Below are 26,997 nucleotides of genomic sequence, written 5' to 3'. Positions count from 1 at the left end.
ATGAAATTCAGCATCTTCCTTCTGATGCTGTGCGCGCTCACGGGCTGCGCACGGCATCAGGGCGACCTCCCGCCGGTATCCGGCGAACCCGAGCCGGTGAATTCCCCCGCCATCATTCAGGAGTTGACTCACCATGTCTGATATTCAGAACATTGTTAATGTTTCCCGCTCTTTTGAATCCATCCTGCTGGAAAAGGAAGAGCGTTCCCGAAGAACCGCCTGGCGGGTGGCCGCTGCCGGACTGATTCTGGCTGCAATGGCGATTGCGGCCATTATTATTCTGCTGCCGCTGAAAACTACCGACACTGAATTATGGTCAGTGGATAAACAGACCGGGCGCTATGAATATATGACCCGTGTGAAGGAGCGGGATATCTCGTCTGAAAAAGCACTGGCGCACTCTCTGGCAGCACACTATGTCAGACTCCGCGAGGGGTATAATTATTTCTCCCTCCAGCGTGATTATGACGACGTGCAGTTATTTAACAGCGACAGCGTGAACCGGGACTATCTGGACGGGTTTAACGGCGACCAGGCACCGGACGTTATTTTTAACAAGGCGGAATATGTTGTCTATATCGACATTATTTCCAATGTTCATGCGCCTGCCACCGGGCCGGATAATCTGGCAACCCTGCGTATCAAGCGCACTATCCGCCGTATTGCTGATAATTCCGTGAAAACGGATGTGTGGAATATCCGTCTCACATACCGCTACGTCCCGCACCGGCAACTGACCGACAGCCAGCGCGAAGTGAACCCGCTGGGCTTTATCGTCACCAGCTACCAGCGCGACAAAGAGCTGAGGGGGGAATGATGCTGAAATACATTCTGCTCCTCACGGGTTTACTGGCGTCATGCGTGGCATGGAGCGCGGCGACACCGCGCGGCAGCGCGTATGACAGCCGGATGCAGAACGTCACGTACAACAGCCAGAACGCCACGGTCGTCAGTACCCGCCCCGGCTACGTCACCATGCTGGTGTTTGACGATGATGAAACCGTTATCGATGCGCAGCCGGGTTTTCCCAGAGGCTGGACCGTGACGAAAAGCGACAACCGGGTGGGCGTCAGCCCGAACCCGATTACCCAGCCGGTCACGGATGCCAGCGGCAATAACATCAGCCAGGTGTTTCTGCCGACAGAGAAAGACTGGAAAACCAACCTGTTCGTGGTGACCTCGAAGCGCGATTACAGCCTGGAGCTGAACGTGCTGGACCGCGACTCGCCCGCTCAGGCGTTCGTTATCCGTTACCACTATCCCGATGCGCAGCGGAAAAAGTCAGCCGCCGCCAGCACCGCCCGTCAGCAACATCAGCAGGAAGCACTGGACCGGCAGCGGATAGCGGCGGCATTCGGGCAGGCCACCACGCCACGCAACTGGCGCTATATAAAACGGGTGGCCACCGGATCAACCTCTATCGCCCCGGTCTTTACCTGGGATGACGGCCGTTTTGCGTATATCGGTTTTTCTCCCTCGAAAACCCTGCCTTCCGTTTTCCGGGTGGTTAATGGTCAGGAGCAGGCGGTCACGCCCCGGACCATTAAACAGGGCAACTACACCGTGATGGCGGTTCCGGCATCGCCGCGGTTGGTTCTGCGTTACGGCACCTCGGTGGTGGGGATCGAAAACGACGGGTCCGGGCGTATCCCGCTGACCAACAGTGACACTGTTTCACCCTCCGTTATGCTGGAGGCAAAATGACCGACAAATCTTTCCCGGACGAACCGGAAAAAACCACCGCAGAACGGGAAGCGGAAGCCCGTGAACGCGCCCGCGCGGCAATGGCATATCACGAGCCGGAGCAGAAAACGCCGCCCGGTCAGCCGGAAGTGACCCGTTTCCGTAAAGCTTCAGGTCGCCGCACGCTGATCGTCAGCCTGCTGAGTCTGGTTCTGGTCATTGCACTGGCATCCGGTGGCGATCGTCTTCTCAACGCCCTGAAAAGGGGTGATGAGAAAGAATCCGACACCGCGCCGCCCTCTTCCTCCGGGGCGGTGCAGCAGGAGCGTAAGAATCTGGGTCTGGACAGTAATCCGTTTGGCCTGTTCGGGCCCGGGAGGAAGGAAAGTGCAGACCCTGCCAGTCAGAGCGCCCCGGCCACTCCAGCTCTGCCGCCCGGGCCGCCCGCCCTGAACAAGGCGGCAGCACTGGCAGACGGGCTGAACAGCGGCAGCACAGGGTCAGGCGACAATACACGCACGTCCCGAAGCGGAGTGCGCAGCAACGCGGAAACGTCGGGCAGCCCGTCAGCCTCCACGGTGTACACATCCTGTCAGTCTGCACTGGTCAGTGGCGAAGATGGACGCCTGCGCTGCCCGGATACGACAACACCGGCAGGCAGCAATAATAACGACAATCCGGGCGTTGCCCGTGTCACCGGTGTCAGACGACTGGGCCTCGATCCCGATCTCTATATTCCGGTAGACCGCTATATTCCGTGTTCGATGATGCGGCGCTTCGTATCCGATGTTGGCGGTCATATATCCTGCCTGATTGGGGAGGATATCTGGAGCGCCAGCAACCATGTGAAGCTGATCCCGGCCGGAACAGTCGCCCGTGGCGTCTACCGCACCGGCGCACTGCAACACGGGCGCAGCCGGATGTTTGTGCTGTGGACGGAGCTGCGCACGCCGGAGCCCGGCAGCCTGCAAATCCCGCTCACCGATACGCAGGCCACCGGCCCGCTAGGCGAGGCAGGGATCGCGGGCTGGATCGACAGCCATTTCTGGGAGCGTTTCGGCAACGCCCTGCTGCTGAGTACCGTGCAGGACGTGGCGGCAGCGGCATCGGATGCCGCGCCGGGGAAAGACCGTAATACCGATTATACCGAAAACACCCGCGCCGCTACGGCGGAAATGGCGAAAACGACGCTGGAAAACAGCATCAGTATCCCGCCTACGATGTATCTGAACCAGGGCGACGTGATCGGCATCATGACCGGTACGGATATTGATTTTTCCTCTGTTTATCAACTGCGACTGAAAAAGAAATGGTATGAGCACTGAAAACCTGTCACTGGATTTTATGAAAAATCAGCTGTTCGGTGATTATCTGCCAGTCGAAGGGCTGACCGAAATCGTGATTAACCGTCCAGGGGAACTGCATACAAAAATAAAGGGTGCATGGCAGCGGCGTGAATCCCCGGTCACGCTGCGTCAGTGTTACGCCTTTGCCAGAGCACTGGCGTCCTGGCAGGACGATAATATTGACGATACGTCACCGATACTGTCGGCCACGCTCGAATCCGGCGAGCGTATTCAGACGATTATTCCCCCGGCCTGTGAGCGTAAGACGGTGTCCATTACGCTGCGCAAGCCCTCGTTTGAACAGAAAACACATCAGTCATGGATTGATGCGGGATTTTACCAGCGCGTGGCCGGACAGGAAAAAACGGAAAGCCAGGATAATGCACTGATCCGGTTATATCACAGCGGGGATATTCCCCGCTTTATGGAAAAGGCGGTGGAATACGGCAAAACGATTTTTATTGTGGGTGAAACCGGCTCCGGCAAAACCACCTATATGAAAACGCTGCTGCAATATATTCCGCTGCATCTCCGTCTGGTAACGATTGAGGATAATCCCGAAATCCGTTTTTATCACCACGGCAATTATGTTCATCTTTTTTACCCGGCGGATGCCGGGGATAACGCTATTGTCACACCTGGCAGGCTGATCCGTGCTAATTATCGTATGAACCCTGACCGGATATTACTGGCGGAAATTCGTGGGCGGGAAGCGTGGGACGCGCTGAAAATTATTGGTTCCGGGCATGAGGGATTAATCACCTCCATGCATGCGGGCAGCCCGGAAGAATGCATTGAAGGTATCATTGACCGCTGCTATGAAAACCCCGACTGCCGGAATATTCCTTTTGATGTGCTGTTACGCAAGGTACTTAAAAGCATTGATGTCATCGTCAGTATTGATATACACGGCGATGTTCGCCGGATGCATAATGTTTACTTTAAACCAGTTCATTTAAATAGCATGAAAGAGACATTCAGAAAATAACTCCGGCAAATAACATTATCCAGAATACGTAACCTTTCATTAATCATAACGGTAACTGAAATGAAAAAAACAATATCCTCCGTATTATTGCTCTGCGTTATTGCGTCATGTTCAACAACTGTACTGGCTGCTGATGCCTGCGAAGTGGTGTTATGTATGTACGGTAAAGCAACCGGAAATGGCGGCGGCAGTGAATGTCATTCCGCTGAACTTGCATTCTTTAATATCGTGAAAAAGAATAAACACGGCTTTCTTCCTGACCATACGGCCGATGCCAGACAATTATTTTTAAGTGAATGTGATTTGGCAGACCCGGCGGCTATCGGTCAAATCATCAGTAAATATGGCCGCGTTCGTGGTTAATACTGGCGAGACGGCACAGAGCATGACGGTTTTCAGGTTTTTACGGCGTCTGTTTTTCGCGGATTAAGAAGCGAAGAAACAGGGGCCGTAAAAATGAGGCAGCGGACAGAAATATTTTCGCGGGTTAAGGAGCGAAAATAATTCAGGCACCGCGCCTCACCTGCAAACAGCCGCGCCCACGCGGATTTTGCAGGCCGGGGGGAGCCGGATAAATTTCGCCGCCCCAGCGAGCGAAAAGCTGTCGCCCACGACAGCGGTTTACCCGGGGGGCACAGCCCCGCACACCGTCGCGGCTAAGTCTCCGGCCCAAAGCCGGTAGCGTGGCGCGACCACCCCCTTTAAAGGTCAGCTTCCCTTTTATTCCCGCTGTGAGGAACGAGCAAAGGGAAGAAAAAGGCGAAAGCGACCGTCTTAAAGGGGGTGGTCGCGCGTAGCGGGCGACGGTGTGCCGCCGTTGACGTCGGGGGTTTTGGCGCGGCGTCCAGCCGCGACATTACCCCCATGCGACAGGTAATAAGGGCGTCCAGCCCGCATGAACTGGCGCACGCCGTGACGTGCAGGGAAGCATGCTTTCCTGCATATGGCCGCACAGCGGCCACCATCTTTACCCCATACGCTCGCCCCGCCTTTTCGCCCTACACCGTGGGGCGAACTGATAGGGTGATGTCATGGGGCGAACCGCTGATGAAGGAGGCAACGTGATTTTGAATAAGCTGGCCGTTTCACTGTCGCCGATAGTGAATGGCGCGCTTAGCTTCATTGCTTTTATGCAACAGCATCAGCTGATGCTGGCGCTGTTATCAGGGCTGACGATGCCATTTTTCGCGTCGATGAAAAGCGATGAACGGCAAAAAGCCCCGCTGTGGCAAAAGCTGATGATTGCTTTTTCCCTGCTGTGTTTTCTTTGCGGTACGATGGCCCCGGTTGTTATCTGGATTTTCCAGTGGCTTTATAAAGGCCGTGTAGTCGCCAGCATTCCCGTTCCGGCATGGCCGGTGCTGATTGCCTTTACCGTAACGGGTTTTATTTTGCATATTCTGTTGCGCAGGGTATTAACCCCTGAATTAGACAAAATAAAGAAACGCCTCGTCAGAAAAACCACGCTTGAACGGGAATTACGCACCGATGTCCGTACGGTGAAATCACTGCTGCCGGAAACACTGCATTATGACCCGCTGGATTATATCGACCTGAACAAAGGGTTATTTATCGGCATGGACCGCGATGTTCAGCCGATGTATCTGCCGTTAAAAGACTGGCAAAAACAACACGCAGATATTATCGGCACCACCGGAGCGGGCAAAGGCGTTGCCACCGGAATATTACTCTATCAAAGTATTCTGGCCGGTGAAGGCGTATTTGTGATGGACCCCAAGGATGATGAATGGGCACCCCACCTTTACCGCAAAGCCTGCGAGGATGCAGGAAAACCTTTTGCCCTGATTGACCTGCGGAAACAACAATACCAGTTAAATCTGATTGAAGGCATCACGCCAGATGAACTGGAAGAATTGTTTGTTGCCGGTTTCAGCCTGGCGGAAAAAGGGCAGGAATCTGACTTTTATCGGATTGACGACCGGAAGGCGGCGCGGATAGCCGCGCAGTTTGTCACCCGTAATACGGCCTCAACCATTCGGGATGTGTATAACGGAGACTACGTTCAGGGTACTGCAGATAAGATAAAAGCCTTTTTCGGGAAAATTGAAGAGCTGGCTTTACTCAATGCCATTAATGCCCCCACTGGATTTTCGCTTAATACGATATTTAAGGAAGGCGGTTGCTGTTATGTGATTGGTTCAATGCGCAACAGCAAAATCATTACCACTCAGCGCATGATGTTGGTACGCCTGTACCAGCTGGCAGAGAGGCGCGAGCGGGTGAAAGACGTGCCCCGCCCCATTGCTATTTATCTTTCCGAACTGAAATACCATTTATCCAGGCCCGCGCTGGAAGGTTTAGGCGCGGCACGCGATAAAGGCGTGCATATTATTATGGACCACCAGTCGATTGCCGATTTAAAAGACTGTCCGGCAGATTTGAAGGGTGACGCCGTTGTCGGCGCGGTCGTTGAGAACGCCAAATTCAAACTGGTTTACCGTGTCATGGACCCGGACACCGCGGAATGGGTGGCCAGGATGTCAGGCACCATATTAGTGGATGACGAGGTCCGCAAAGCGAAAACCGATGCCGTGCTGACAGAGACTATCGACGACGAACGCACCATCAGGCAGGCCGAGCGTTTCTTTACCGACAGCAATATGATCCTGAACCTACCCGATTTTGTCAGCTTCATCTTCACGACAAAAACTCTCCCCTCTGCTTCTCTGATTTCGCCCATCAGGGTGAAAAAACGCGAACTGGAGATCTGTGCCGTGTCGCCCGCGATTGCCGCCACCGCCACAACGGTAAACATCACCCTGGATTTTAGCGAGGAGGAAATCGCCCCCGGACCGGCATCAACGCCGGATATCACCACAACGCGGCCCGATCTTTTTTTTGATACGGACGAAAAAGACACAACAACACCGAATGCCGATAAAGAGTAAAACCCGTCATTGCTGGATTTTTAAAAGGGGGGAATGATGCTTATCACCGCATACCGCGAACGCCAGACGCGGCACCGCGAAAAAATACAACGACTGCTGAATTTCCTGAAAGAAGAAACGTACAGTGACTTTAAAACGCTGATGCTGCTGTTCGGCTTCAGAGACCATAAATCGCTATATTCCCTTCTTTCAAAAGTCGAGGGTATGGGCTTAATACAAAAACATGTCCTGGTATCGCGCACGATGAAAATTTCATTGTGGGGCATAACCAGTGACGGACTGGCCGTAGTGTTAACCCCCGACGATACACTTTTTCCGGCACGGTTTGAGCCGTCAAAAATCACCGGCTGGACACTGGAGCACCACCTTGATAATCAAACCGCCCGTATCATCCTTGAGCAAAAAGGCGCATCCGGATGGATAAACGGCGATCGCACAACCTTCCTCAGTCGTTATCAGACCAGCCACCGCCCGGACGGACTGATTACCCTGCCCGGCGGAACCGTGATCGCCATTGAGACCGAGCGCCGTCTGAAAACCAAAGCCCGTTACCAGTCGATCATCGCCAGCCATTTGCTGGCGCGGACCCATAAAAACTGGATTTACGTTTTTTATATCGTGCCGGACCCGCAGAAAAAACGCGGTCTTGAACGGCTGTTTGACAGCATCAGGCACGTGATCGTTAACCATCAGCACATCCCGCTGGAAACCCGCCACCGGAATGTCTTCCGCATCTATACACTCGACGAGTTGCAACGGCTCGATGTAAGTCACTGCATATAGTTGTTCTTTATCACCAACTGCCCCAACCCGCCCGCCAGCAGCGCAATGACCGGAAGTAATGCCCTACCTAAATACTCCCCCACCATCAGAACTGACAGGACTCCAGTATGAACAGAGAAACTGACCGACTTTCGGACGTACTAACTGAAATGAGCGCAAAAGCGTTGGTGACGTGGATGACACATTCTGCGTTACATGGCTTTCCGCGTGAAGCATTACTGGAACGCGGCAACGATTTTGTATATGCCTTACAAGCAAATTTTGTGCTGCTGCGTGATGTACTGTCAGAAACGCTGGAAGATATTGAGCAGCAGAGCCATGACCTCGAAGAAAGACTGAATAACCTGGAACAGCGGCTACTTGCGCTTCAGGTAGTTGCTGATAACCGGGAATAGCTGCCCATTCAGCCCTGTCCGCGTGATTTGCGTTATTCCACTGTAGAGACATGACTGTTCGGTGCTCGCCTGGCTGCGCTCCGCCTCACTCGTGTCTCTACAGCGTTACTGTTTTAAGCGGCCCTACACGCAAAGCCGCATTCCGTTGCGACTCCTTCCTGCTCAGATTTTATCCATCAAATAACGATGCGCTTTGGATGCCGCGCTGGCGGCCTTGAAAATATAGCGTTTGTCGTTCCTCAGTGCTTTCAGCCAGGAAGCAATATAACTTTCATGCTGAACCTCTCCGACAATCCCTAGGTCCGCCATTAGGAACGCGCTTCCAAGCTCGGCGATCAACTCCTCAAAAGCATAATCCTCACTGCCAAACTTCCCTTTCATTTCACGATTCAGCCGACTTTTGGCTCCACTCCAGTGAACCAGCTCATGCATACCCGTAGCGTAGAAATTGGCAGCATCGCTAAAAAGACGACGTTCCGGTAAATGGATTTCGTCGGTTGATGGTGCGAAAAAGGCGTTCTGCCCCTTCGCAATGATGGTTGCACCACTGTTACGGAAAAGCGCTTCCGCCTGCGGTAACGGCTCAAAGGTCTCTGCCGGGAAAACGGCTTCATCACTCAGAGTCAAACCGTCAATTTGCTCAACATTAAACACGGTGAAAGTCTTAAGCATCGGAATATATTCAGTTTCTCCTTCGTTATTTTCCCTTTCCAACATGGTATAGAAAATAGCTGTTGTGCCGTGTTCTCCCTTACGTACCTGCCCGCCTTCCGCTTTTGCCTGTTTGTAGGTCATCCAACGCGAATCATTGAATCCCTGTTCTGACGCACTGCACCACAACAACATGATATTCATTCCACTGTAACCCATACCAGTTGCGTAATTGGACGGTAAACCCGACATACCAGGGGTACGCTGCCACGGACACGCCCAGGGTTTAACACCAGTTTCCAGTGCCGCAATGATGCTGTCAGTGACGGTCTGATAAATATCAGTTTTGGTTCTGGTAAATTTCGTTTTTGAGGAGCCTGACGGGTCCAGCGGGGATACGCTGGTCGCCGCTGCGGTGTTAGGGGCGCTAGCCTGGGTATGCAGGGAAATAGTCATGATTTTTTCTCCGTCAGTGGTGTGATTTTCGTCTTCGAATCGCCTGACGGTTCGCTTTCCCGACATCGTTCCGGCCCGCAAGGGCGCAGAATGCGTGCTATTTACCCTTGCGGGACGGGTTGTGTTGGGAAACGATTAGCCGGAAGCTGATACGGGAACGAAAAGCACACGGAAGGAAAAGATATGATCTACATAGCCGGGCGTAGCGCCCCTTGGTTCGCAGCGGTGAAATGGGTTGAAGGTTGTGATTTAGAAATTGAATTTCACTGTATAACTTCAGACCTGATGTAGCAGTGTTCTGAGGTAGAACACACTCAAGTCTGACACTCATCTTTAACGAAAGCGGACATTAGAGAGTACACACTAGGCATAAAGCTACGCCAAAAGGGTATATCTCTTGAAGAAAATGGAATGACTATATCGATAAGCGTTAAGTGAACGCCGTATTGACGGTTATTTATCGGTGAGAACCACGTTCCATGGCAGCAATTCGGCCACTTTATTTGTAGACGCCTTCGGCAGTACGCCAGGATATGGTGCAGATAAGCCTCAGGGTCAATACATTGAGTTTGCATGTGCCTATCAGCCCATAAAGCAGTGCGCCGCGCTTACCGCCATTGTCACTACCGAAGAATATATAATTCTTTTCCCCAGACAGACCTCTCTCAGCGCCCGCTCCGCATCATCATTATCAGGTTCCACCGGCCCGTCATCGCAGTAATAACACAGAGCACCCCACTGATTGAGCGCATAAGCGAACGCCACCCCCAACCGGGATTTCTACGACAGTGTCGCGCTTTTCTCTATCAACCACTTATGCAGCGAAGCCAATTGCGGTTTGCTCGGGGATTGCCTAGAAGCTAGGCGCTCTGATGCCGGGAGCCCGCGTATTTCTGGCCTCAGCCTTATTTGAGGTCATGATAAAATCCCACATATTCAAGTGCTGACTTTTCAAGGGATTATCTTATAGGATCAGTTGCCTTCCTGTTGGCGCGTAACTTAAAGCTCATCAATTCAGCTTATGAGTTTTTTATTATTTACTCTTATAGCTCTGCGATTGATACCTGATCAAAAGAGTAGTATCAATTGTCTCCTTCTAAATAAAGCATGCTATATAGAGTTTGAACTTTAATCTATTGAGATTGGATACATAGAGTTTGATGCACCTTTCAAATAAACTCCAAACTTCCAATCGATAGTATAAATTAGGAATATTCATCGGTATTGTTTTGAGAGGTTTATTACCCCTCTCAAAATGTTTTCTAGTTATCGCAATAAATAATTGGAACAGCATTAGCCTCTTTTACAGCATGAGAAAAAGAAGACAAGATCCATAGCAGTTGAATCACATGAGGCTTAACCGGTTTTTTTCTTCGCAAATTAATGAACTCGCGCTCTATCTCTTTTTTGGATAAAAATGAACAGCTAAGAATGCATTTTCTATGCAATTTAACATCCTTAAAAAGGTCGTCAAGGTATTTTTTAATGTTTTTAGTGTCACCTTTTCTTACCTTTTTTATCTTGGTTGATACTGACTTTTTATTGTAAACTCCAGTATAATTTTTATTAAATTTTGTTTTTAATTTAACAGTAAAATCAGCAGTATTAAAATACATATATCCAAGATTTTTTATACCCTGACCAACAACGTCATGAAGTTTACTTGCTGATGTGCTTTTGTCACCATGCTTTGAATGAATGAAACAAATGCATGAATCCGCTTTATTAAATGTGATATGGTCTGCCCACTCATTCCCTAAGTCATCGCAAAAGATGTAATCATCCCCACTATGAATGTTTTCCACCACATCAAACATGGAATCATTAGAGAACTTATCCATTCCTTTTAAAAGCAAACCTTTCTCACTTAAGACGTTTTTTATATTAGCTTTAGGGACAAGCATTTCTAATATGTTATTGATTTCCGATATGCCTGAAGAGTCTTCGAAACAATTACCCATAAAATACATATAGCATGGGTCAGTAAACGTAATGCTGTAGAAACCATTTTTAAAGATATAACTTTGCAAAGTTATATCTTTAGAGTTGTACGAAACTTTTATTTTTTTTAGAACAGTAGAGTCAATCGTTAGTGTTTTGTTGTTTTTTCGTATCTTAGCCTTACCAAGCGGCACTTGAATAGTCAAGTCGGATTTTATTTCATAAACTTTTTCAAGTTTACGAAGCAACCGATTTACTTGTATTTCATTTAGAATGCAATCGGATCCATCAGGCAATTTGTATTTCAGTATGGCGCCTTCCGATTGTAACTTTTCATATAATGAAGTACTTTCTATTAATAAGGCACTTGGCACAGTAGATCTTAAAACCTCACTTAAATCTTTTTGTTTTGCAAAAGAATTGAGGAAGTCCTTAACCCCTCCACCTTGCCTTATCAGACAAAGTTGATTATAAGACCATGTCGCAATTTCATCGAAATTAACTCTCTGTGATGCCTCTACCAATCGTCCTGAACCAGAGATTGTCTTAATTATTGCACCTTGCCTAAGTTTTAAGTAGTAAGGTATTGACCTACCAGCAGCATGAGTAGAGTAAGAACCTTTAAGATCTGCTGATTCTGCAGATCTATTTCTGATTGCCTTATCTGAATTAGTTATTGTTCTTGTGGATATTTTTTGGAATAAAACATCAGAATCATTAAAGGTGCTAGCCAATAAATTACTCGATACTAAATTAAAACTTCTTTCAATATCATCTGAAATATTTGCACAGCTTTTCTTTATTATTGCCACACTATTATCAAACTCAAGAATTAATATAAAAGCATAAATTTTATCTTGGTAGTTCTCTCCGCCCTCGATCTCCCCAATAAAATACACTGGCTTGAGTGTTGGGAAGATTCGCAATGAATATTTATAAGGGATATCATTTTCAATTAATCTTTTGTCAATTCTAAACTCCTCTAATAGGTAATCACTACCAGGTTCAATATTGTCATCTGCAGCATCCAAAATATTAGTTATTTCAACGTCTGTTATTGTTCTGTTTCGATTGTCTTCTGGTATTATTAAGTTATAGAATTGAATGTTTTTTGTAAGCTCTAATCTATCAATCATCATAAAACTCCTGTTAGTATTTGGCACATTTTTATGATTGTACATTCCCTTATAAATCACACCATTAATATCTATCTATCATAAGGTTGAACAGGCGAATCGCTAATGGAAGATTGCTCTTACCGACGAGGTTCTCGCCCAACAAGACTATGTTGCCCGTCAGAGGGATATTAACTGTCTCAAAATCACGAAAGTTGAGTATCTTTAAATTTGCAAAACACATAACAACCCCTATAAATCAACCTATCAAATCTAGCCATCATATTTTTACTAAATTTATTGCATTGGCACAGCACTGCAGCAAGTTATAGTTAATGCCTCAATTGGATTTATGTTCCAGCGTTCACATTCTCATGCAGAGCCAAACCTTATCTTCTCCAGACCTACTTACAAATCTTTCGCCTGCCTAGACGTCGTTGTTCCAGTTAAACCTTCATTACTTCAGTCACCGGATAGTAGCTATCCCCGCCAACATAGCACAGTGTTCTTACGCTCAGAAATAAGTGCGCTGTAGGCTCAAATTTGCGTCTTGCCATTATTTCTGGGGTGTTATCCAGCTTGTTGGAATAAGTTTTACGCCATTACGCCAGCGATCAGAGACTGCAGCCTGAAACCAGTCATCTTTAAGGTCTGCATGGTCCATAACTATTATCTGTAAATCAGGGGCGAGCGTTTTAGCAGCGTGGTTGATTAGGCTGAACAGCCGATTTACAGCGTTCTGATCTTCATTCTTCAGAGCGTCAATAGACCCATCATTATCTTTTTCAGGTGGATAATGCGCCTGCGATGGCTGGTCGAGAATTAGAAATCCTGGCACGGGGCGTTTTTTTTGACGGAACCAGCGATGAAGGGCCAGATGAGCCAAAATATGGTAGCCGACCCAATTTTCCCCGCTGCCCATACGGAAAAGTGGTACCGGTCCGTCCAAGGTATCTGCCACAACGGTGAGTTTGCGGATATCTAGACGCAGGTTGCTTCCCTGATGTTCTAGATCGAGAAGTTCCGAATATTCAGTCATATAACGGCCGATTATATTGAGGAAGGCCGCAAGTTTCTCTCGTACAGCAGTCGGATCCAATTTTTTTTCAAGGAAACTTACAGTTAATTGCTGATTTTCTAACCGGGTGCGAAGACCCGAATACTGCTCTGCATCGCTGACAGTTTCAAGATACTGTGCGATTTTCCCCAGAGTCCGCGCCTGCAGCATAAAGTTTTCCTGCTGTACTCGCAGATATTCAGCTTGTTGGATGCAATCACTGATTTTTTTCTGATTCTCTCGAAGATTATTGAGGAGAGTATTTTCCTGTATTTGGAGGGCTGCTAAGCGCTTCTGGAGCCTTGGATTTTCTGCTTCTACCGCCTCAAGTTGTCGGCTCAATTCATTGAGTGAATGGTTGAGTTGAGCAACAGAAGGAGGAATGTTTTCGAGGTGACTTTCGCAAAGAGGACAAAGCTGCGATACCTCTGAGGACTTTATCAAATTCACTACGCTGAGTCTTGCACGCTGCTCCCGCGCCTCTCGCTCATAGCCGGTTGATTCTGAGGTAAACGCCCGCGTTTCACGAATCTCGCTATTCAGTCTCTCAAGCTCAGTACGCATCCCTTGACGTTCTGAGCGCAGTCGCATCAATATGTCATCATGATCACTTACTACAACTGCATCTGAAAATACTCCTCGCTCGCTCAAGCTTTGGAGCAGAGTCATGCAGGCCTCATAGTTTACAACTACGGTTCGATCGTCGGTAAGCCCTGCCATTTTAGCTTCTTCAAGAAGAGCTTTTGCACGCGGAAATGTGGCGTCATCCAGCGATTCAGCTTCCCGTACCAACCTTTCAAGCTGACGCAGTAGTTTTCGCGCATCGTCCAATTGGGCTTGCTGTAAGAGCCGCTCTTCATCCATTGCGCCAAGAAAATAAGGAAAGGTGTCCCGGATAGCCTGCGCTATAAAACCATCATCTTGGCGATGAAACAGACGCTGTTTGTTATCAATGTCGTTCTGATCCTGGAAACAAAAAAGAAGCGAGTGGCGGAAATTTGCCTCCAGAGAGGGTCGCGTAGGACTCGGGGGACGGTGTTCGTTTTCATTAATGCCGATTGCCGTTCCCAGAAATTTCTCCACAGCGTTGACTGTAGTGTTTTTGTGGAGAGTTGCGCCATCGGGAATCGACAGGGAGCTCCCTCGGGCAATATAGATGTCGCCGTGAGACTGTGTACCGGCATCTGGATTGCGTCGCGCGATAAAGATTTGGCTATCATTCAGTTGAAAAAGGATCCCATACCATTGCGTACATTTGCGGATAACGCCATCGGCTACGTAACATTCGCTTCGCCCGGTAACGTAATCAATAATATCAATTATTGCTGATTTACCCGTTTTGGATGCGCCGGTCAAGATGTTCAGTTGACCGGGATGAAGGGTGATTTCACGACGTTCTCCCCCGTGGTTGTAAATCACAAGGCTGGCTATCTGAAGACTCATGGCGCTATCCCCCATGCAGCATAAATAGTCGCTGTTGTACCAGCTGCTGCGAGCCAACGCCCCAGAAATGCCGCACGCTCAATGCATTCTCCGGCTTCCTGAGTAAGCAGCGGCGTTCGTTTTTCTGTAGGTGGGAGCAGTTTAGCTCCTTTCTTTAAGTCACCATTTTCATCCAAGCAAAGAGCGCTTTGCCTTGTGCCAAATAATATGCTCTCACGGGTAATACCGTTTAGCCGCCTGACTCTGTCGGGGAAATTAATCATCGTATCTCGGTTGTCCTGGCACCATGCCATTAGTGACGTTACGGTTGTAGCAGGCAGAGCCTTGCGTGTTTTCTGATGAAGAATTATCGGAAGGATTATAAAGGCTAGTGCAAAGGGTAAAGAGCAACCGGTCTTTTTATTGAATTCTGACGATGTATTGGCTATAAGCAATACGCAGAAAGCTGGGTTGAAGAGGTAGCTCTCCTCTATGGGACGGGAAGACCAAGGCTCCATCATCAATCCTCTCCTTTCTGTTCATCACTATTATTCTGCATGAAGTCAGGGTGCCACCCCACTGCGTATCGGTTAGCCAAAATATGGTAGCTTCCGTGGGTAAGAAACCGCTCTCGTAGGCTGCGGAGAGGAAAACATGCCTGCTGTTCTGCCCATGTGAACAGGTCCTTTCCAGAACGTATACGATCGGACTCATCACTATCAGGTAATAAATCGTCTTTCTGTGCGGCGAATCGTGGTTGCCAAGCCTCTATCAGGTCTTGCTCGAACGTTTTAAGCTCATCATTAAGCAATAATTCTTCTCTTACCCATTTTGAGCGTTGCTCTGAAGCTCGGTAATAATCACGGATGGCATACTCAATACGAGCCGAACCGAGATTTATCTTTCGCAATTGATTGACAAAGGGTCGACTATCTAGCTGAGCGATCACTTCTTGAGGAGGAGAAAATGACCGAAAATCTACAGGTAATGAGGAACGTCGAAACTCCTCTCGCAGTTCATCAATGCGGGATTCAATAGCCAGCACTGGGATGCTGCCCACCTCATTGCCGCTGAGCATACGTATCACTTGGTCGAACCACCAGCCTTCTAAACGCTCGGTGAAAATTTCGATATGCTGTCTTCCTACAGCACGGTGCAACTGCCGGTAAATATCTTCTTTAACATCAGTAATCGAAGGAGATCTATCAAGTACATATATTGATCTTAACAGAGCAAATCGAGCCTCCTCCGGTAAGAGCTTATAGGCGTTGAAAGCTTCTTGTAGCGCGCGGTTATTTGAACTGTTTGCAGTCGTGAGTAACAAAAAATCGGCTTGAGCCTCGTTACGACTTTCTGTTCGTAATAGAAAAGACGCCGAATTCGAAGGTGCCAAACCAGTTGTTATTAGGAAGTGACGAGTTCTTGAGAAACCGCCACTATCGGTGGCTACACTTTTTATCCAGATGAGTAGCGTTTTCCAAAGGTCAGCGCTGCTGTCAGTCAGCTTTCCAGTTTTGGCTTTATGATGTTTGGTCTGGATAAGATGAATCGGTAAGCCGTTTGCCTCAAAAGCTATATCATCAAACTTTTCAATTGAAATCCTGAACTCTGGTGAATCCAGAGTAGCTTCCAGTCCTTTTAGCAATGCGTAGCGACACTGATACAGATAGCCAGTGGCCGACGCGCTGGCCTCATGCGCGTTACTCATCCCGTCACTCCGTTAATTTATCGATAATATTTTCTAACTGAAATCCAATCAATTTACTACTGTCAACACCCAGGATTCTGAAAAATATTTTATGAGGGGAACCCTAGATAGCCTAATCAGTCCAAGTACAACATCCGCCCCTTATGTAAGCAACTTCCACTCTTAGTATGTGCAGACTGTTAGACCTCTTTGCTCTCTTAGGATAGATTCCTCGATGCTCTCGTTAGTTATGCTAACGTTTAGGGTTAAACCATAGTAACGATCACCACATTCCGAGGATTGCTCAACCTGATTTATTCAATCCGCAACTATTGGTGGTCATTTTGGTGGTCTTGACAGGATGAATGACCTGCTCCCCGTTGATTAGTACACCCGATGTTAGTAATGTCTTCATAAGCCACATGAGGACATCCCCATGAAGAAGCGTTTTTCCAACCAACAGATCATTAGTATTCTCCGCGAGGCTGAAGCCGGAGTAACGTCGAAGAACTTAAAGTGATGACGTGAGGCAACTTTTGGGTTGGAAGAAAATTGCAGCTTGCGGCCGTCGCACAGAGGGTTTAATCCACCTCTCTCAGAAAGACCTGGCATAAGAATACGGAGCTTTTGAATGCTATATCCACGTTGGTGCGACATAACTATCCAAGAGCAAGACAACAAGCAGCTATGGCGCTTGTCCGAACGCGATGGAGGAAGGGCTGCTATCGAAGCTACCCTAACTACTCGGATCCGAGCTCACTACGACAATTTGGACGAAATAGCTGAAGACGTCCGTGAGTTGGGATACCCAGGCGCGGCTGCAATTTTGGCTGAGCGCATGCCGCGCTCCACCCGAGCACGTTCGGGAGAGCTTGGCGAGATCCTCGCGACCGAGTTGGTCGAAGAACATCTTGAATTCGAGGTTCCGATCCGTCGCCTGCGATACAAAGATGGTCGAGAGATGGCGCTGCGCGGCGACGATTTCGTCGGTCTAAAGCTCGATGACCAACAAAAATTGCACTACTTAAAAGGCGAGTCTAAGAGTCGTGTAAACCTTGCCAACGCCACCATCTCTGAGGCACGAAAAGCACTGTCCAGAGACGATGGCAGACCTACGGCAACGTCCCTTCTCTTCGTCGCGGATCGACTCATGGAGGGTGAAGGCGAACGACGGCAGATGGGTAGACGGATTCGTAATGAAGTCGCCAGTCGATCTGCGCCCCAAGGGCGAACCAGTCACATGCTGTTCACCTTGTCGGGCAACGCCACGCCTCAGGCACTGTACGACGATCTCGCAGCGGCGGATCTGGTTCGTCCCCATCTTTCTGCAAATTTGCGCATAGAAGACCATCAGGCCTTCATTCTGGCCTGCTACGAGAGGGCTCTGGCACTTGGAAACGACTGAAGAACTGACTGCATTCCTGCTCGACATCACACAAGACGGATATCGAGGTCGCTTGCAGGCCCGGGGTCAAGCAAGGGCTCTTATTCGCCATGAAGGAAACTTGCCACCAGACGCTCCAGCCTTCAGCGAAGGGATCGACTCCGATCTTGCGGACTATGGCTTCTCAGTACTACGTGCTTCCTTGGCGCTACGCGAGCTTGAAGGTGATGCAGTGACTTGGCGAAAAGGCTTCGTACAGGCAGGTGGGGCCTTTGAGGCATTGGTTCAGAACGGGTCACAGGCCGACGCATCTCGAGGGTTCTATCGAACAGTGGGGGCTGCTTCCTTTCACTTGGCCAACTACTCTGCGCTGGCATTTTCGCTTCTGTCGCAATTACAGGCCGATCAGAATCGTTCGCCTGCCGAGGATGCTCTCGCGCTCCTAATCGTGCGTGATCTTCAAGGCTTGGTTCAACGTGCGAGGGAGTGGCTTAGCAGCCCAGCGAACCGAGATGAGGGAATCGCCAGAGCTGCGGCCGAGGGAGCGCTTGACCCCGACGATATCGTTTCGCGTGTAGCGACGTCGACAATGTTCAGAGCATTGGTGTTCTTTGAGTTTGCCCTGCAAACCGGCCAAGAGTCCCTCGTTGTAGAAGCTCGCAACCTGCTGAAACGGGCGATTTCATTGACCAAAGCGGCCAGCGCGGTGTCACTCTGGTGGATTCTTCGAATCACCGTGAACCTGATAGATGATCTTTGGGCAAGCAGTCTGCACAAGGTTCTGCCCTCCGAAGGGCCACTAGGCTCGCAAGACTACGCACAACTTCGGAAGCTTTTTGTCTCTGAGTTGTACTGCAGGAGGTCATCTGAGGTCGAATTGTGGCCTTCTCAACTTCTGGCGGCACAGCGAGCCGTCGATGTCTCCGACGACCTAGTGGTCGCGCTCCCCACGAGCGCGGGCAAGACGCGGATTGCAGAGATCGCTGCGTTGATGGCTCTGGCGTGTGGTAAACGCGTTTTGATAGTCACGCCACTCAGGGCTCTGTCCGCTCAGACCGAGCGCTCCTTCCGCAAGACATTCACACCTCTTGGATTTTCCGTCTCGTCGCTGTATGGAAGCAGCGGTGTAGCAGGAAATGACGAGGATGCGCTCCGGGAACAGAACATCGTCATAGCCACCCCAGAAAAGTTGGATTTTGCTTTGCGGAACGACCCCGACATCATCAATGATGTCGGCTTGATCGTCCTAGACGAAGGACATCTGATTGGTCCAAGTGAACGCGAGATCCGCTATGAGAATCTGGTGCAACGGTTGCTGCGGCGCACTGACCATGGCGACCGGCGGATCGTTTGTCTTTCGGCAATTCTGCCGGCAGGCGATCAGCTCAACGATCTGACTGCATGGATTCGCAGTGATGCGCCTGGCGATCCGATCCAGTCCAGTTGGCGCCCTACGCGTCAGCGCTTTGGCACTCTGTCTTGGCTCGGAAATTCTGCGCGGCTGAGCTTCGACCTTGAGCCAAATGGCCCTTTCATTCGACACTTTGTGCCAGAGGTCCCACCCATTCGCCCTCGTCGTACGGCATTTCCAAAGGACAACAAGGAGCTAACTCTCGCAGCGGCATGGAAGTTCTCTGAGCAAGGAAAGAGAGCTCTCGTATTTTGCACCCAACGAGATCATGTTGAAGGATTTGCCGAGACGGCCCTGGACCTGCAGCGACGAGGCTTTCTGCCATCTCTGCTTGCCAACGCCCAAGAGGTTGAACGTGCCATGGCCGTAGGTAGGGAGTGGCTAGGCGCGGAACATCCTGCAGTACGCTGTCTGGCCATCGGCGTTGCGATTCATCATGGTCGTCTTCCCGGCCCCTTCCTGCGGGAAGTGGAGACACTACTTGCCGCAGGCGTTCTACGCGTTACCGTGGCGTCACCCACCTTGGCGCAGGGACTGAACCTCAATGCAGCGGTACTCCTGATCCCAAATCTGTACAGGGCGGGCACTCTGATCACGGGTGAGGAGTTTGCCAACGTTGCTGGCCGCGCCGGGCGCGCATTCGTGGATCTCGAAGGACTCGTGATCCACGTAATGCATCAGCCAGAAAATTGGCGCCACCAGCGATGGAGAGAGTTGGTCACGTCGGCCAAGGCTCGGTCACTCTCAAGCGGCATCATTGTCGTGGTCAACGAGGTCATACGGCGCCTCGCGACGTCGGGTGTTTTTGCGCGTGGGGATGCCATGGATTACCTGTCTAGCACGCAAGATGCTTGGTTCCCGGATGCTGTAGATGGTGAGATGGAGTCAGACTCAATGGAGAGCCTCATCGAGCGGTTGGATACAACCGTCCTTGGGCTCGTCGAAGCGCTTGACGCGCAAAGTGCGGATCTACCAAGGCTGCTCGATGAAGCCCTTGCGGGTTCACTTTGGGCAAGGCAAATCGCTCACCTTGACGGCGCCGAAAAGCAGAAGCAAGTGTGGATTCTCCTCAGTAGAGCACAGCTCATTTGGAACAAAACAACGGTCGAGCAACGCAAAGGTCAGTTCGCGATGGGAGTGGGCCTAGAATCGGGCCTTGCCATCGACGCGTTGGCTGTCGTGCTGACTGAGCTTCTTGACCGTGCCGATGCAGCCGCCCTCGCCAGTGACGCAGATGCCCTGATCGCTGCTCTCATTGGAATGGGAGAGCGGCTTCTTGCGATCCGTCCCTTCGTTCCAGATGACCCACTGCCGGCGAACTGGAGAGACTTGCTGGGAGCTTGGGTGCGAGGGCAAGACGTAGCAGCCATCGGCCAAGAGGGAATGCGCTTCGTGGACGACGCATTTGTCTATCGCCTGGTTTGGGCGATTGAAGCCATCCGGATGAATCGGCGCATCAATGGAGGCGAATCAGAACTACCCGTCGAAGGAGCTGCTGCCGCCTGCCTGGAAGCTGGACTACCGTCCAACGCCATGGCCATGCTTGTTCGGGCCGGACTGCCCTCGCGGGTGGCCGCCAAGATAGCCGTGGAGCAACTCGCGCCCGCCTTCACGAATCGCGCGGAAATGAAAACCTGGTTACGATCGGAAGAAGTAGCAGGCTTCGACCATGTTCCTGGATGGCCCACGCTTGAGACTCATGCAATCTGGCAGCAGTTTCGGCACGACGTTGTGTCAAGCGTAGATGGCAGGTGGGCGTCGCAGGAGTGGACGATGCAATGGGCAACAGACTCAACAGTGCCTCTGCGTATTGAAGTTGATCCGCAAGATGGACAAGTGTCGATAGCGACGCCAGATTTTTCACAGCTCACAACAATCAGACAGAGGCTTCAGGCGGAACTACCGAGCCTGCTTGAAGTTGAATCTCTACAGAGCGGAACGAGTGTCACCATCCGCCGTATTGGAAAAGGCGAGGCGCGTTGGGTGGATAAGGACTGATAGCTTTTTTGTGTAGATGGTACGTAAAATCAGCCACTGCTCCGAAAACGACACGGAGCCTGCTCCGGCCACAATGACCTGATCCAGCATACGCACCTCAACTAGCCCCAGGGCTTCCTTGACCACTTCACGCGGATACACCGATGCACTGTCGATGGTGCCGTGGAACATCTCCCGGTGCTCGATCAGCCGGTGGCGCGTATCCAGAAACAGCACCGCAAAGACTTCATGCTCAAAGCCTGCCAACTTGCTGCGCAGGTATTCCTTGACCAGCGCCGTGGAACTAAAACGGGTGCACTTAAACTCTGACTAACAAAAGATTTGTATGCTCAAGATAGATTGCATGTACAGCATAAGTGGTCAGTTTGGGGGGGCTTGACAGAAAGGGATTTGCGATTTAGCTTAATTATCAGCCAATTAATGGCAAAGGCGATCCCAGTCAAAGGAGCCGTATTTAAGAAGAGTCCGCTTAAGGATACTTAAGCAGGATTTTTTGCTGTTCTGCGTTCTGTATACCCGTTAACAAGACGATACCCCTATCACACTCTTAGTAAAATGGCGGCCATCAGTGACCAATCATTGCTTTTGTCTCAACACCACAATGTTAGGATCATTGGCGCAAATTTAAGTATTCCCCTCTTATCTAAGGTTTTATTATGTTTTACAGACATGGAGTCACAGTATGATGCAAAAACATTTTGACATTGTTCAGGCTATTATCGGTAACTGCTTTATGAACAATATGGCAAACAATAGATTTTTATACAGCAAGACGAATGGTAGCTCAACTACAAAATACCCATTAAACTGCATAGGTTTTTTCTCATGGAATAGCAGCTTGCAAAATAATTACACAAAATTTGTCCTATTTCCTATTTTCTTTGATTATCTGGATAGCTATGTTGATCTTCGTTTTGACTGTGTCAACGAAAGCTTCAACAAAAAAATCCTCATTCTCGAATCCAATATTGATAAAGATTCAATTGATGATTTGTTCCTTCATACGCTGTACAAAATGTGTTCTCAGATTAGAAATAAAATGCTTCACCATCGGCTCAACTATAACGGTGCCGAAGTGACAGCCAGCGAGACCACTGTCACCATTCCGCAGTTCAGAGTTATCAATGAACTGATTTACCAATATGTAAAATTCTCAAAGACCGGTAATTCACTCTTTGAAAAAAACGCTCTCTATTCCGGGTTAGTTGATATTCTTAAAAAAAATAACGATAGTGAACATGAGTTTGTTCAACGAGTAGAGTTGATGTCCGACTACTTGTTCATAACCCCCTATGAAGCTCGCGATTTGCACACTATCAACGCCCCCATGACTTCCACTGACCTCATTATCGATCGAGTCTCTTATCCTGCAAAATGTTTCTACGATGACAATGAAATATTTAAGGAAAAATATCCAGATCCTGAAGAAAAAATCATCATTGGAAATCGTTATTATTTTTTCCAAATGGAAGACAAATTATACTTAGTACCTTCGGAAGCGGTAAACCATCGCAAAAAGATCACTTTCGGTGAGATTGATGCCTGGGAGTTTCAAACACAGTAACCTTTCTACAGGTCCGATGCACGTGTGTATCGGGTACTTCAGCGTGAGCCAGTGCATCCGGGTTATGCTCGCAGGAAGAGATACAAAGAGTGCAGTCGGTGAAAATGTGGAAACAAAGCATCACCTATTACGATACATACACTGACTTTATGAGTAACATCAGGAAAATCAAACTTCATGTCCCTGAAAACTTCCAGCAGACCGATATAGCTGGGGTTGTTAGCGACCAAACCACCATCCGCAAAATAAGTGCGGAGATCTTCACAATAGGTTGGTGATTTGTTTTGATTTGGTGATTGATCTGATCGCACAATCCGGGCTGGGTTCCCTCAAAGTGATCTACTATTCCGCGCAGCTATTTAGTCGATGTTGAGCAGGTCATTAATATGCGGCGTTCATGGTCAGAGAAACCAACTCGATAGCCGACTGGCGAGAGGCCATTTTATGGTCTGTTGCACTTCAGCACTTGGTGGTCATTCTGGTGGTCTTGACAACAAGAGCTTTCAGGTTTAGCTTATTTATTAGCCAGCTACTGGCAAAGGCGATCCCAGTCAGAGGAGCCAAATTTAAAAAGCCTGCTTTGTAGCAGGCTTTTTGCTTTTCTGCGTCGGGTAGAATTGTCGGCTGGTGGCTGCGCCTGACCCGACCTACAAATCAGCGGACCGTTGATCGTCAAATAAAAAAGGCTCCCTGTCACCAGAGAGCCTTTTTCACAATTCGCTGCGATTATTCGCTTTTAGCTTCGGCGTTTTTGATTTCGCCCATCACTTTCAGCTTTTTAGAGATGTCGCGACGCTCTTTGGACAGCTCGGCATTTTTGATGATGTAATCATCAACGCGGTCTTCATAGTCGCTCTTCATGCTGGCGATGATGCCCTGAATAGCTTCAACGCTCATGCCCGGCTTGATGTAGTCGCTAAGGTTGTCGAGCAGCAGAACACGTTTCTGGTTGTCACGGATCTTCTTCTCAACGTCCTGGATTTCACGCTGCAGTTTGTTTTTGCGGCGGAACAGGCGGACGAATTCCAGAACATCCTGGAACGAAGGCTTGATAGTTTCCATTTTTACACCCCTGATAATGTGAGATTCGGATTCGTTAAAGCAACCGTTGTAACAATAACCTTACTGACAGCGGCTGCGAATGACAATGGCTATATCGTTTAAAGCTATCATAACCCCAATTGCTGCTGAATCGAAGCAGCAGGCGTCACATCCGCGTTTTATTTGCGCAGCGCCCGACAAATCAGGTGCGATAGCAGCTCAAGCTGTCGCGCTAGCTCCAGGCTCAGCCAGACATAGCCGTGAATGGGCGTTTCCGCCACGTTATCGCCCTGCCGCTCGTTGATTAACTGCTTCAGTTCCGCCACGATTTCATTGAGCCGCTCGCTGTTCGCCAGCACGGGCTGCGGGTTGCCTTCATAGAGCGCATGGGCGATGGTCAGCAGGGTCTGCTGCGTCATCATCTGCGTCTCTTTGAGGGTCTGGGCGTTAAGCATCAACAGATGGCTGGGACGCGTGGCCCAGTGCGCATTGATTTGCAGTTCAAGCATGCACACCAGATTGCGGCTGACCGTCTGGATAGCTTCGAAAATCGCTTTCTGAATATGGGTCTCTTTACTGGCTGGTACTATCAGGCCGCGCATTTTGACCACGTCGTTGAGGATGGTTTGCAGATGCTTTTCCAGCCGGGGACGCTCAACCAGATTCGGTGAAAACCCCGCCTGGTAAACGCGGTTAAACGCCGTGACGTAGTTAGCCATCTGGATACGCCAGTGCAGAAAAGCCCGCTGCGGCCAGATGCCGGTAAACAGCATGGCGAGCAGCGAGCCCAGAATAACATCCCCGCTTCGCCACATCGCCGTGGTCATATCCCCTGCTGGCGCGCCGACCACGACCGCGAGAGTGATACCAATCAGCAGCGCCTGATAAGGCCGTTTGCCCAGCGCCAGCCAGCCGCACAGGAACATGGCGGCACCGCACCATGCCAGCATCACTGGAAATGAGATGAGCTCAAGCTTCAGGGCAATCAGCCCCAGAGCAGAGCCAAGCACGGTACCACCTATCCGCTCGAAGGCGCGCGGGACAACGTTTCCCCAAAATGAGATTGGCCCCATCACCACCACCAACGTGATCAGCGGCCACGTTCCTTCCGGTATATCCAGCAACCTGACCAGTACAAAGGTCAACACGAACGCCAGCGCGATGCGACACCCGTGCACCACGCGGTAATGTTTATATAAGCGAATTTCAAAAGGGGTTAATGATTTGTCGGGACGCACACCCGCTCTCCAGCAACACGGCAAATCACAATTGTACTGTGTTTTCAGCCGGGCGGATCGCTCCCGGCTGAAAAACCCTTCATTGAGCAGGCTTAAACCGTTTTGTGCTCTACCGCGATAAACATTTCAATATCCCAGTAGCCGTCCGCGTTGCCATCATTGAGATAGCGCTCAAAGCAGGGCTTAAGCGCCATCTGATATTTATTATCCTGCAGCAGGGAATTAAAGAACTGATACCACGGGGTTGCAAAGTCGTAGTTTTCCACGCGCGCCGTCGCCACGGCATAATCACCGGCCGCGATTTCCGTCATCATCACCCCTTCGCTGTTTTCCGGGATGACGAAATCATCCGGTACGGTAACGGCCGTATCGCAGCGCAGTTTTTCTGCCGGAACCTCATCGGGGTTATCGTAGTAGACCGCCACCCACTCCAGCGGCTCAATGTGACGCCCGTCTACCCACATGACCAGCTGTTCAAAACCCTGCTTGACCGTTTTTTCCCACGGCCCAACAAGATGAAAACCCGCAATCTTACGTTTCTGTTGCTGCTTGATGCTGTAGTCCATGCTGCCTCCGATTAGTACTGTATATTTATACACTATAAAGCAGGATTTCTATTATCGGCAAACGAGGAGTGTTTATTATGTGAGCAGACTCGCAACCCTGCCAGTCTGCCCATCAGCGGTTAAAGCGTGTGGTGAAGATAATCGCTCAGGCGTGAGAATACGCCTCCCTTATCAACGGCTTCCAGAGTGACCAGAGGCCAGTGCGCCACGACCTTGTCGCGGTCATAGAGCTGGATCTCCCCGACCCGCTGATGCGCGGTAATCGGTGCTTCCAGCTCTTTTTTATCCAGCACGTATTTGGCTTTGATGTTCGGTACTTCCGCTTTCGGCAGGGCCAGCCAGAAGTCCTGGTCGGTGCCCAGTTTCACCTGTTCTTTATCGCCGTACCAGATACGCTCTGTTCCGACTTTTTTACCGTTATGCAGGATCTGCACCGTATCGAAATTCTGCTGCCCCCAGTGCAGCAGTTTGCGGGCCTGGTCCTCGCGCCCTTTCGGGCTGTCTGCGCCCATCACCACCGCAATCAAACGACGCTGACCGTCCACCGCGGAGGCAATAAGGTTAAAGCCTGCTCCTGAGGTATGCCCCGTTTTCAGGCCGTCCACGTTCATGGTTTTATCCCATAGCAGGCCGTTACGGTTTTGCTGGGTGATGCCGTTCCAGGTGAGACTCTTTTCGCTGTACATATGATAAAACTCTGGCTCACCGTGAATGATGGCCCGGGAGAGCACGGCCAGGTCATAGGCCGAGCTGTGCTGGCCCGGCGCGTCCAGACCGTGGACGGTTTCAAAGTGCGTATCACGCAGGTTCAGCTTCTGCACGTAGTCGTTCATCATCTTCACAAACTGCGGCTGCCCGCCCGCCACGTGATCGGCCAGCGCCACGCAGGCATCGTTGCCGGAATCGACAATCAGACCGCGGCTTAAGTCACGCACGGTGACGCGATCGCCCTCTTTCAGAAACATCAGCGACGAACCGTCAAAAACCGGGTTGCCCTTTGCCCACGCGTCACGCCCTACGGTGACAATGTCATCCGGGGTAATGCGGTGGCTATCAATAGCCCGGTCGACCACATAGCCCGTCATCAGTTTGGTGAGGCTCGCCGGGTTACGTTGCTGATGTTCGTTGCCCGCCGTTAAAATTTGACCAGTCGTGTAATCCATCAGCACCCAGGAGCCAGCCTGAATGGCCGGAGGCTGCGGCGAAAAATCCAGTGGTTCGGCCGCAAAAGCAGATGAGACACTCGAAGCGAGTAAAGAAACAGCAATAAACAGACGGCGTTTCAACGGTATATCCTCAGGTCATTAAAAATCGATGACCTTTTTACGGGACTTCTGATGTCGTTACCTGGCTTAATTGCAA

General features: G+C 50.0%; 22 protein-coding genes and 2 pseudogenes. 12 read left to right on the top strand and 12 right to left on the bottom strand.

The genetic code is table 11. The features are described from left to right. The 9 genes from IM303_RS04980 to IM303_RS04940 all read left to right on the top strand — a co-directional run bounded on the left by IM303_RS04980 (nucleotide 1) and on the right by IM303_RS04940 (nucleotide 8,104). Nucleotides 1-141, top strand: coding sequence for a hypothetical protein (locus IM303_RS04980; RefSeq protein ID WP_032936799.1), 141 nt, complete (start codon nucleotides 1-3; stop codon nucleotides 139-141). After that, nucleotides 134-817, top strand: coding sequence for a virB8 family protein (locus IM303_RS04975; protein WP_064170457.1), 684 nt, complete (start codon nucleotides 134-136; stop codon nucleotides 815-817). The genes IM303_RS04980 and IM303_RS04975 overlap by 8 nt, the downstream gene beginning before the upstream one ends. Continuing rightward, nucleotides 814-1,704 carry a P-type conjugative transfer protein VirB9 gene (gene virB9 / locus IM303_RS04970; RefSeq protein WP_193359642.1) on the top strand — a complete coding sequence of 297 codons (891 nt, stop codon included), beginning with the start codon at nucleotides 814-816 and terminating at the stop codon, nucleotides 1,702-1,704. The genes IM303_RS04975 and virB9 overlap by 4 nt, the downstream gene beginning before the upstream one ends. Continuing rightward, nucleotides 1,701-3,008 carry a TrbI/VirB10 family protein gene (locus IM303_RS04965; protein WP_193359641.1) on the top strand — a complete coding sequence of 436 codons (1,308 nt, stop codon included), beginning with the start codon at nucleotides 1,701-1,703 and terminating at the stop codon, nucleotides 3,006-3,008. Before virB9 ends, IM303_RS04965 begins: the two co-directional genes overlap by 4 nt. After that, nucleotides 2,998-4,017 carry a P-type DNA transfer ATPase VirB11 gene (gene virB11, locus IM303_RS04960; RefSeq protein WP_047727022.1) on the top strand — a complete coding sequence of 340 codons (1,020 nt, stop codon included), beginning with the start codon at nucleotides 2,998-3,000 and terminating at the stop codon, nucleotides 4,015-4,017. The genes IM303_RS04965 and virB11 overlap by 11 nt, the downstream gene beginning before the upstream one ends. 60 nt (nucleotides 4,018-4,077) lie before the next feature. After that, entirely contained in the window at nucleotides 4,078-4,380 is a 303-nt protein-coding gene (locus IM303_RS04955) for a TrbM/KikA/MpfK family conjugal transfer protein (RefSeq protein WP_193359640.1), read from the top strand. Nucleotides 4,381-5,078: 698 nt separating this feature from the next. Next, on the top strand, nucleotides 5,079-6,926 hold the full coding sequence (locus IM303_RS04950) for a type IV secretion system DNA-binding domain-containing protein (protein WP_193359706.1): 1,848 nt from the start codon (nucleotides 5,079-5,081) through the stop codon (nucleotides 6,924-6,926). A 36-nt stretch (nucleotides 6,927-6,962) separates the two neighbouring features. After that, a complete protein-coding gene (gene mobC, locus IM303_RS04945) occupies nucleotides 6,963-7,709 on the top strand; it encodes a MobC family replication-relaxation protein (RefSeq protein ID WP_151605683.1) in 747 nt (248 codons plus the stop codon). Between the two features lie 107 nt (nucleotides 7,710-7,816). Continuing rightward, on the top strand, nucleotides 7,817-8,104 hold the full coding sequence (locus IM303_RS04940) for a hypothetical protein (RefSeq protein WP_085802827.1): 288 nt from the start codon (nucleotides 7,817-7,819) through the stop codon (nucleotides 8,102-8,104). A 162-nt stretch (nucleotides 8,105-8,266) separates the two neighbouring features. Here the strand turns inward: IM303_RS04940 and IM303_RS04935 are convergent, their stop codons facing one another. The 6 genes from IM303_RS04935 to IM303_RS04910 all read right to left on the bottom strand — a co-directional run bounded on the left by IM303_RS04935 (nucleotide 8,267) and on the right by IM303_RS04910 (nucleotide 16,454). Next, nucleotides 8,267-9,211 (bottom strand): ArdC family protein, encoded by a 945-nt coding sequence (locus tag IM303_RS04935; protein WP_085802842.1) that lies wholly within the window; start codon nucleotides 9,209-9,211, stop codon nucleotides 8,267-8,269. A gap of 582 nt (nucleotides 9,212-9,793) precedes the next feature. Beyond that, on the bottom strand, nucleotides 9,794-9,982 hold the full coding sequence (locus tag IM303_RS22365) for a transposase (RefSeq protein WP_354532089.1): 189 nt from the start codon (nucleotides 9,980-9,982) through the stop codon (nucleotides 9,794-9,796). Between the two features lie 491 nt (nucleotides 9,983-10,473). Next, a complete protein-coding gene (locus IM303_RS04925; protein ID WP_227014122.1) occupies nucleotides 10,474-12,291 on the bottom strand; it encodes a hypothetical protein in 1,818 nt (605 codons plus the stop codon). Nucleotides 12,292-12,823: 532 nt separating this feature from the next. Further along, a complete protein-coding gene (locus IM303_RS04920; protein WP_157738361.1) occupies nucleotides 12,824-14,767 on the bottom strand; it encodes a DUF3732 domain-containing protein in 1,944 nt (647 codons plus the stop codon). Further along, complete coding sequence (locus tag IM303_RS04915) at nucleotides 14,764-15,267, bottom strand: three component ABC system middle component (protein ID WP_085802825.1); 504 nt, start codon at nucleotides 15,265-15,267, stop codon at nucleotides 14,764-14,766. Before IM303_RS04915 ends, IM303_RS04920 begins: the two co-directional genes overlap by 4 nt. After that, a complete protein-coding gene (locus IM303_RS04910) occupies nucleotides 15,267-16,454 on the bottom strand; it encodes an ABC-three component system protein (protein WP_064793689.1) in 1,188 nt (395 codons plus the stop codon). The genes IM303_RS04915 and IM303_RS04910 overlap by 1 nt, the downstream gene beginning before the upstream one ends. 610 nt (nucleotides 16,455-17,064) lie before the next feature. Between IM303_RS04910 and IM303_RS04905 the strand changes: the two genes are divergently transcribed. Both IM303_RS04905 and IM303_RS04900 read left to right on the top strand, forming a co-directional pair. Further along, a complete protein-coding gene (locus IM303_RS04905) occupies nucleotides 17,065-17,838 on the top strand; it encodes a Hachiman antiphage defense system protein HamA (RefSeq protein ID WP_085802824.1) in 774 nt (257 codons plus the stop codon). Beyond that, nucleotides 17,825-21,226, top strand: a complete 3,402-nt coding sequence (locus IM303_RS04900) for a DEAD/DEAH box helicase (protein WP_193359639.1) — start codon at nucleotides 17,825-17,827, stop codon at nucleotides 21,224-21,226. The genes IM303_RS04905 and IM303_RS04900 overlap by 14 nt, the downstream gene beginning before the upstream one ends. On the opposite strand, the pseudogene IM303_RS04895 reads toward IM303_RS04900, so the two are convergent. Further along, a pseudogene (locus tag IM303_RS04895) lies at nucleotides 21,155-21,514 on the bottom strand (JAB domain-containing protein); the annotation flags it as partial. The gene IM303_RS04900 and the pseudogene IM303_RS04895 overlap by 72 nt on opposite strands. A gap of 394 nt (nucleotides 21,515-21,908) precedes the next feature. Here IM303_RS04895 and IM303_RS04890 point away from each other — a divergent pair. Continuing rightward, on the top strand, nucleotides 21,909-22,790 hold the full coding sequence (locus IM303_RS04890) for a hypothetical protein (protein WP_085802821.1): 882 nt from the start codon (nucleotides 21,909-21,911) through the stop codon (nucleotides 22,788-22,790). A 158-nt stretch (nucleotides 22,791-22,948) separates the two neighbouring features. Here the strand turns inward: IM303_RS04890 and IM303_RS04885 are convergent. The 5 genes and pseudogenes from IM303_RS04885 to dacD all read right to left on the bottom strand — a co-directional run. Continuing rightward, nucleotides 22,949-23,068 (bottom strand): annotated as a pseudogene (locus IM303_RS04885) (patatin); the annotation flags it as partial. A 448-nt stretch (nucleotides 23,069-23,516) separates the two neighbouring features. Then, nucleotides 23,517-23,852, bottom strand: a complete 336-nt coding sequence (locus tag IM303_RS04880) for a DUF496 family protein (RefSeq protein ID WP_028013754.1) — start codon at nucleotides 23,850-23,852, stop codon at nucleotides 23,517-23,519. Between the two features lie 158 nt (nucleotides 23,853-24,010). Next, nucleotides 24,011-25,069, bottom strand: coding sequence for an FUSC family protein (locus tag IM303_RS04875; RefSeq protein WP_028013755.1), 1,059 nt, complete (start codon nucleotides 25,067-25,069; stop codon nucleotides 24,011-24,013). Nucleotides 25,070-25,161: 92 nt separating this feature from the next. Continuing rightward, nucleotides 25,162-25,635, bottom strand: a complete 474-nt coding sequence (gene sbmC / locus IM303_RS04870; RefSeq protein ID WP_028013756.1) for a DNA gyrase inhibitor SbmC — start codon at nucleotides 25,633-25,635, stop codon at nucleotides 25,162-25,164. 119 nt (nucleotides 25,636-25,754) lie between these two features. After that, nucleotides 25,755-26,921: a serine-type D-Ala-D-Ala carboxypeptidase DacD gene (dacD, locus tag IM303_RS04865; RefSeq protein ID WP_192971370.1), complete on the bottom strand. Its 1,167-nt coding sequence runs from the start codon at nucleotides 26,919-26,921 to the stop codon at nucleotides 25,755-25,757. Nucleotides 26,922-26,997 lie beyond the last annotated feature (76 nt).

The organism is Enterobacter cloacae complex sp. P38RS (genome assembly GCF_014930775.1).
GTDB classification, from domain to species: Bacteria; Pseudomonadota; Gammaproteobacteria; order Enterobacterales; family Enterobacteriaceae; genus Enterobacter; species Enterobacter bugandensis.
This window is presented reverse-complemented; position numbering and strand designations above follow the sequence as displayed.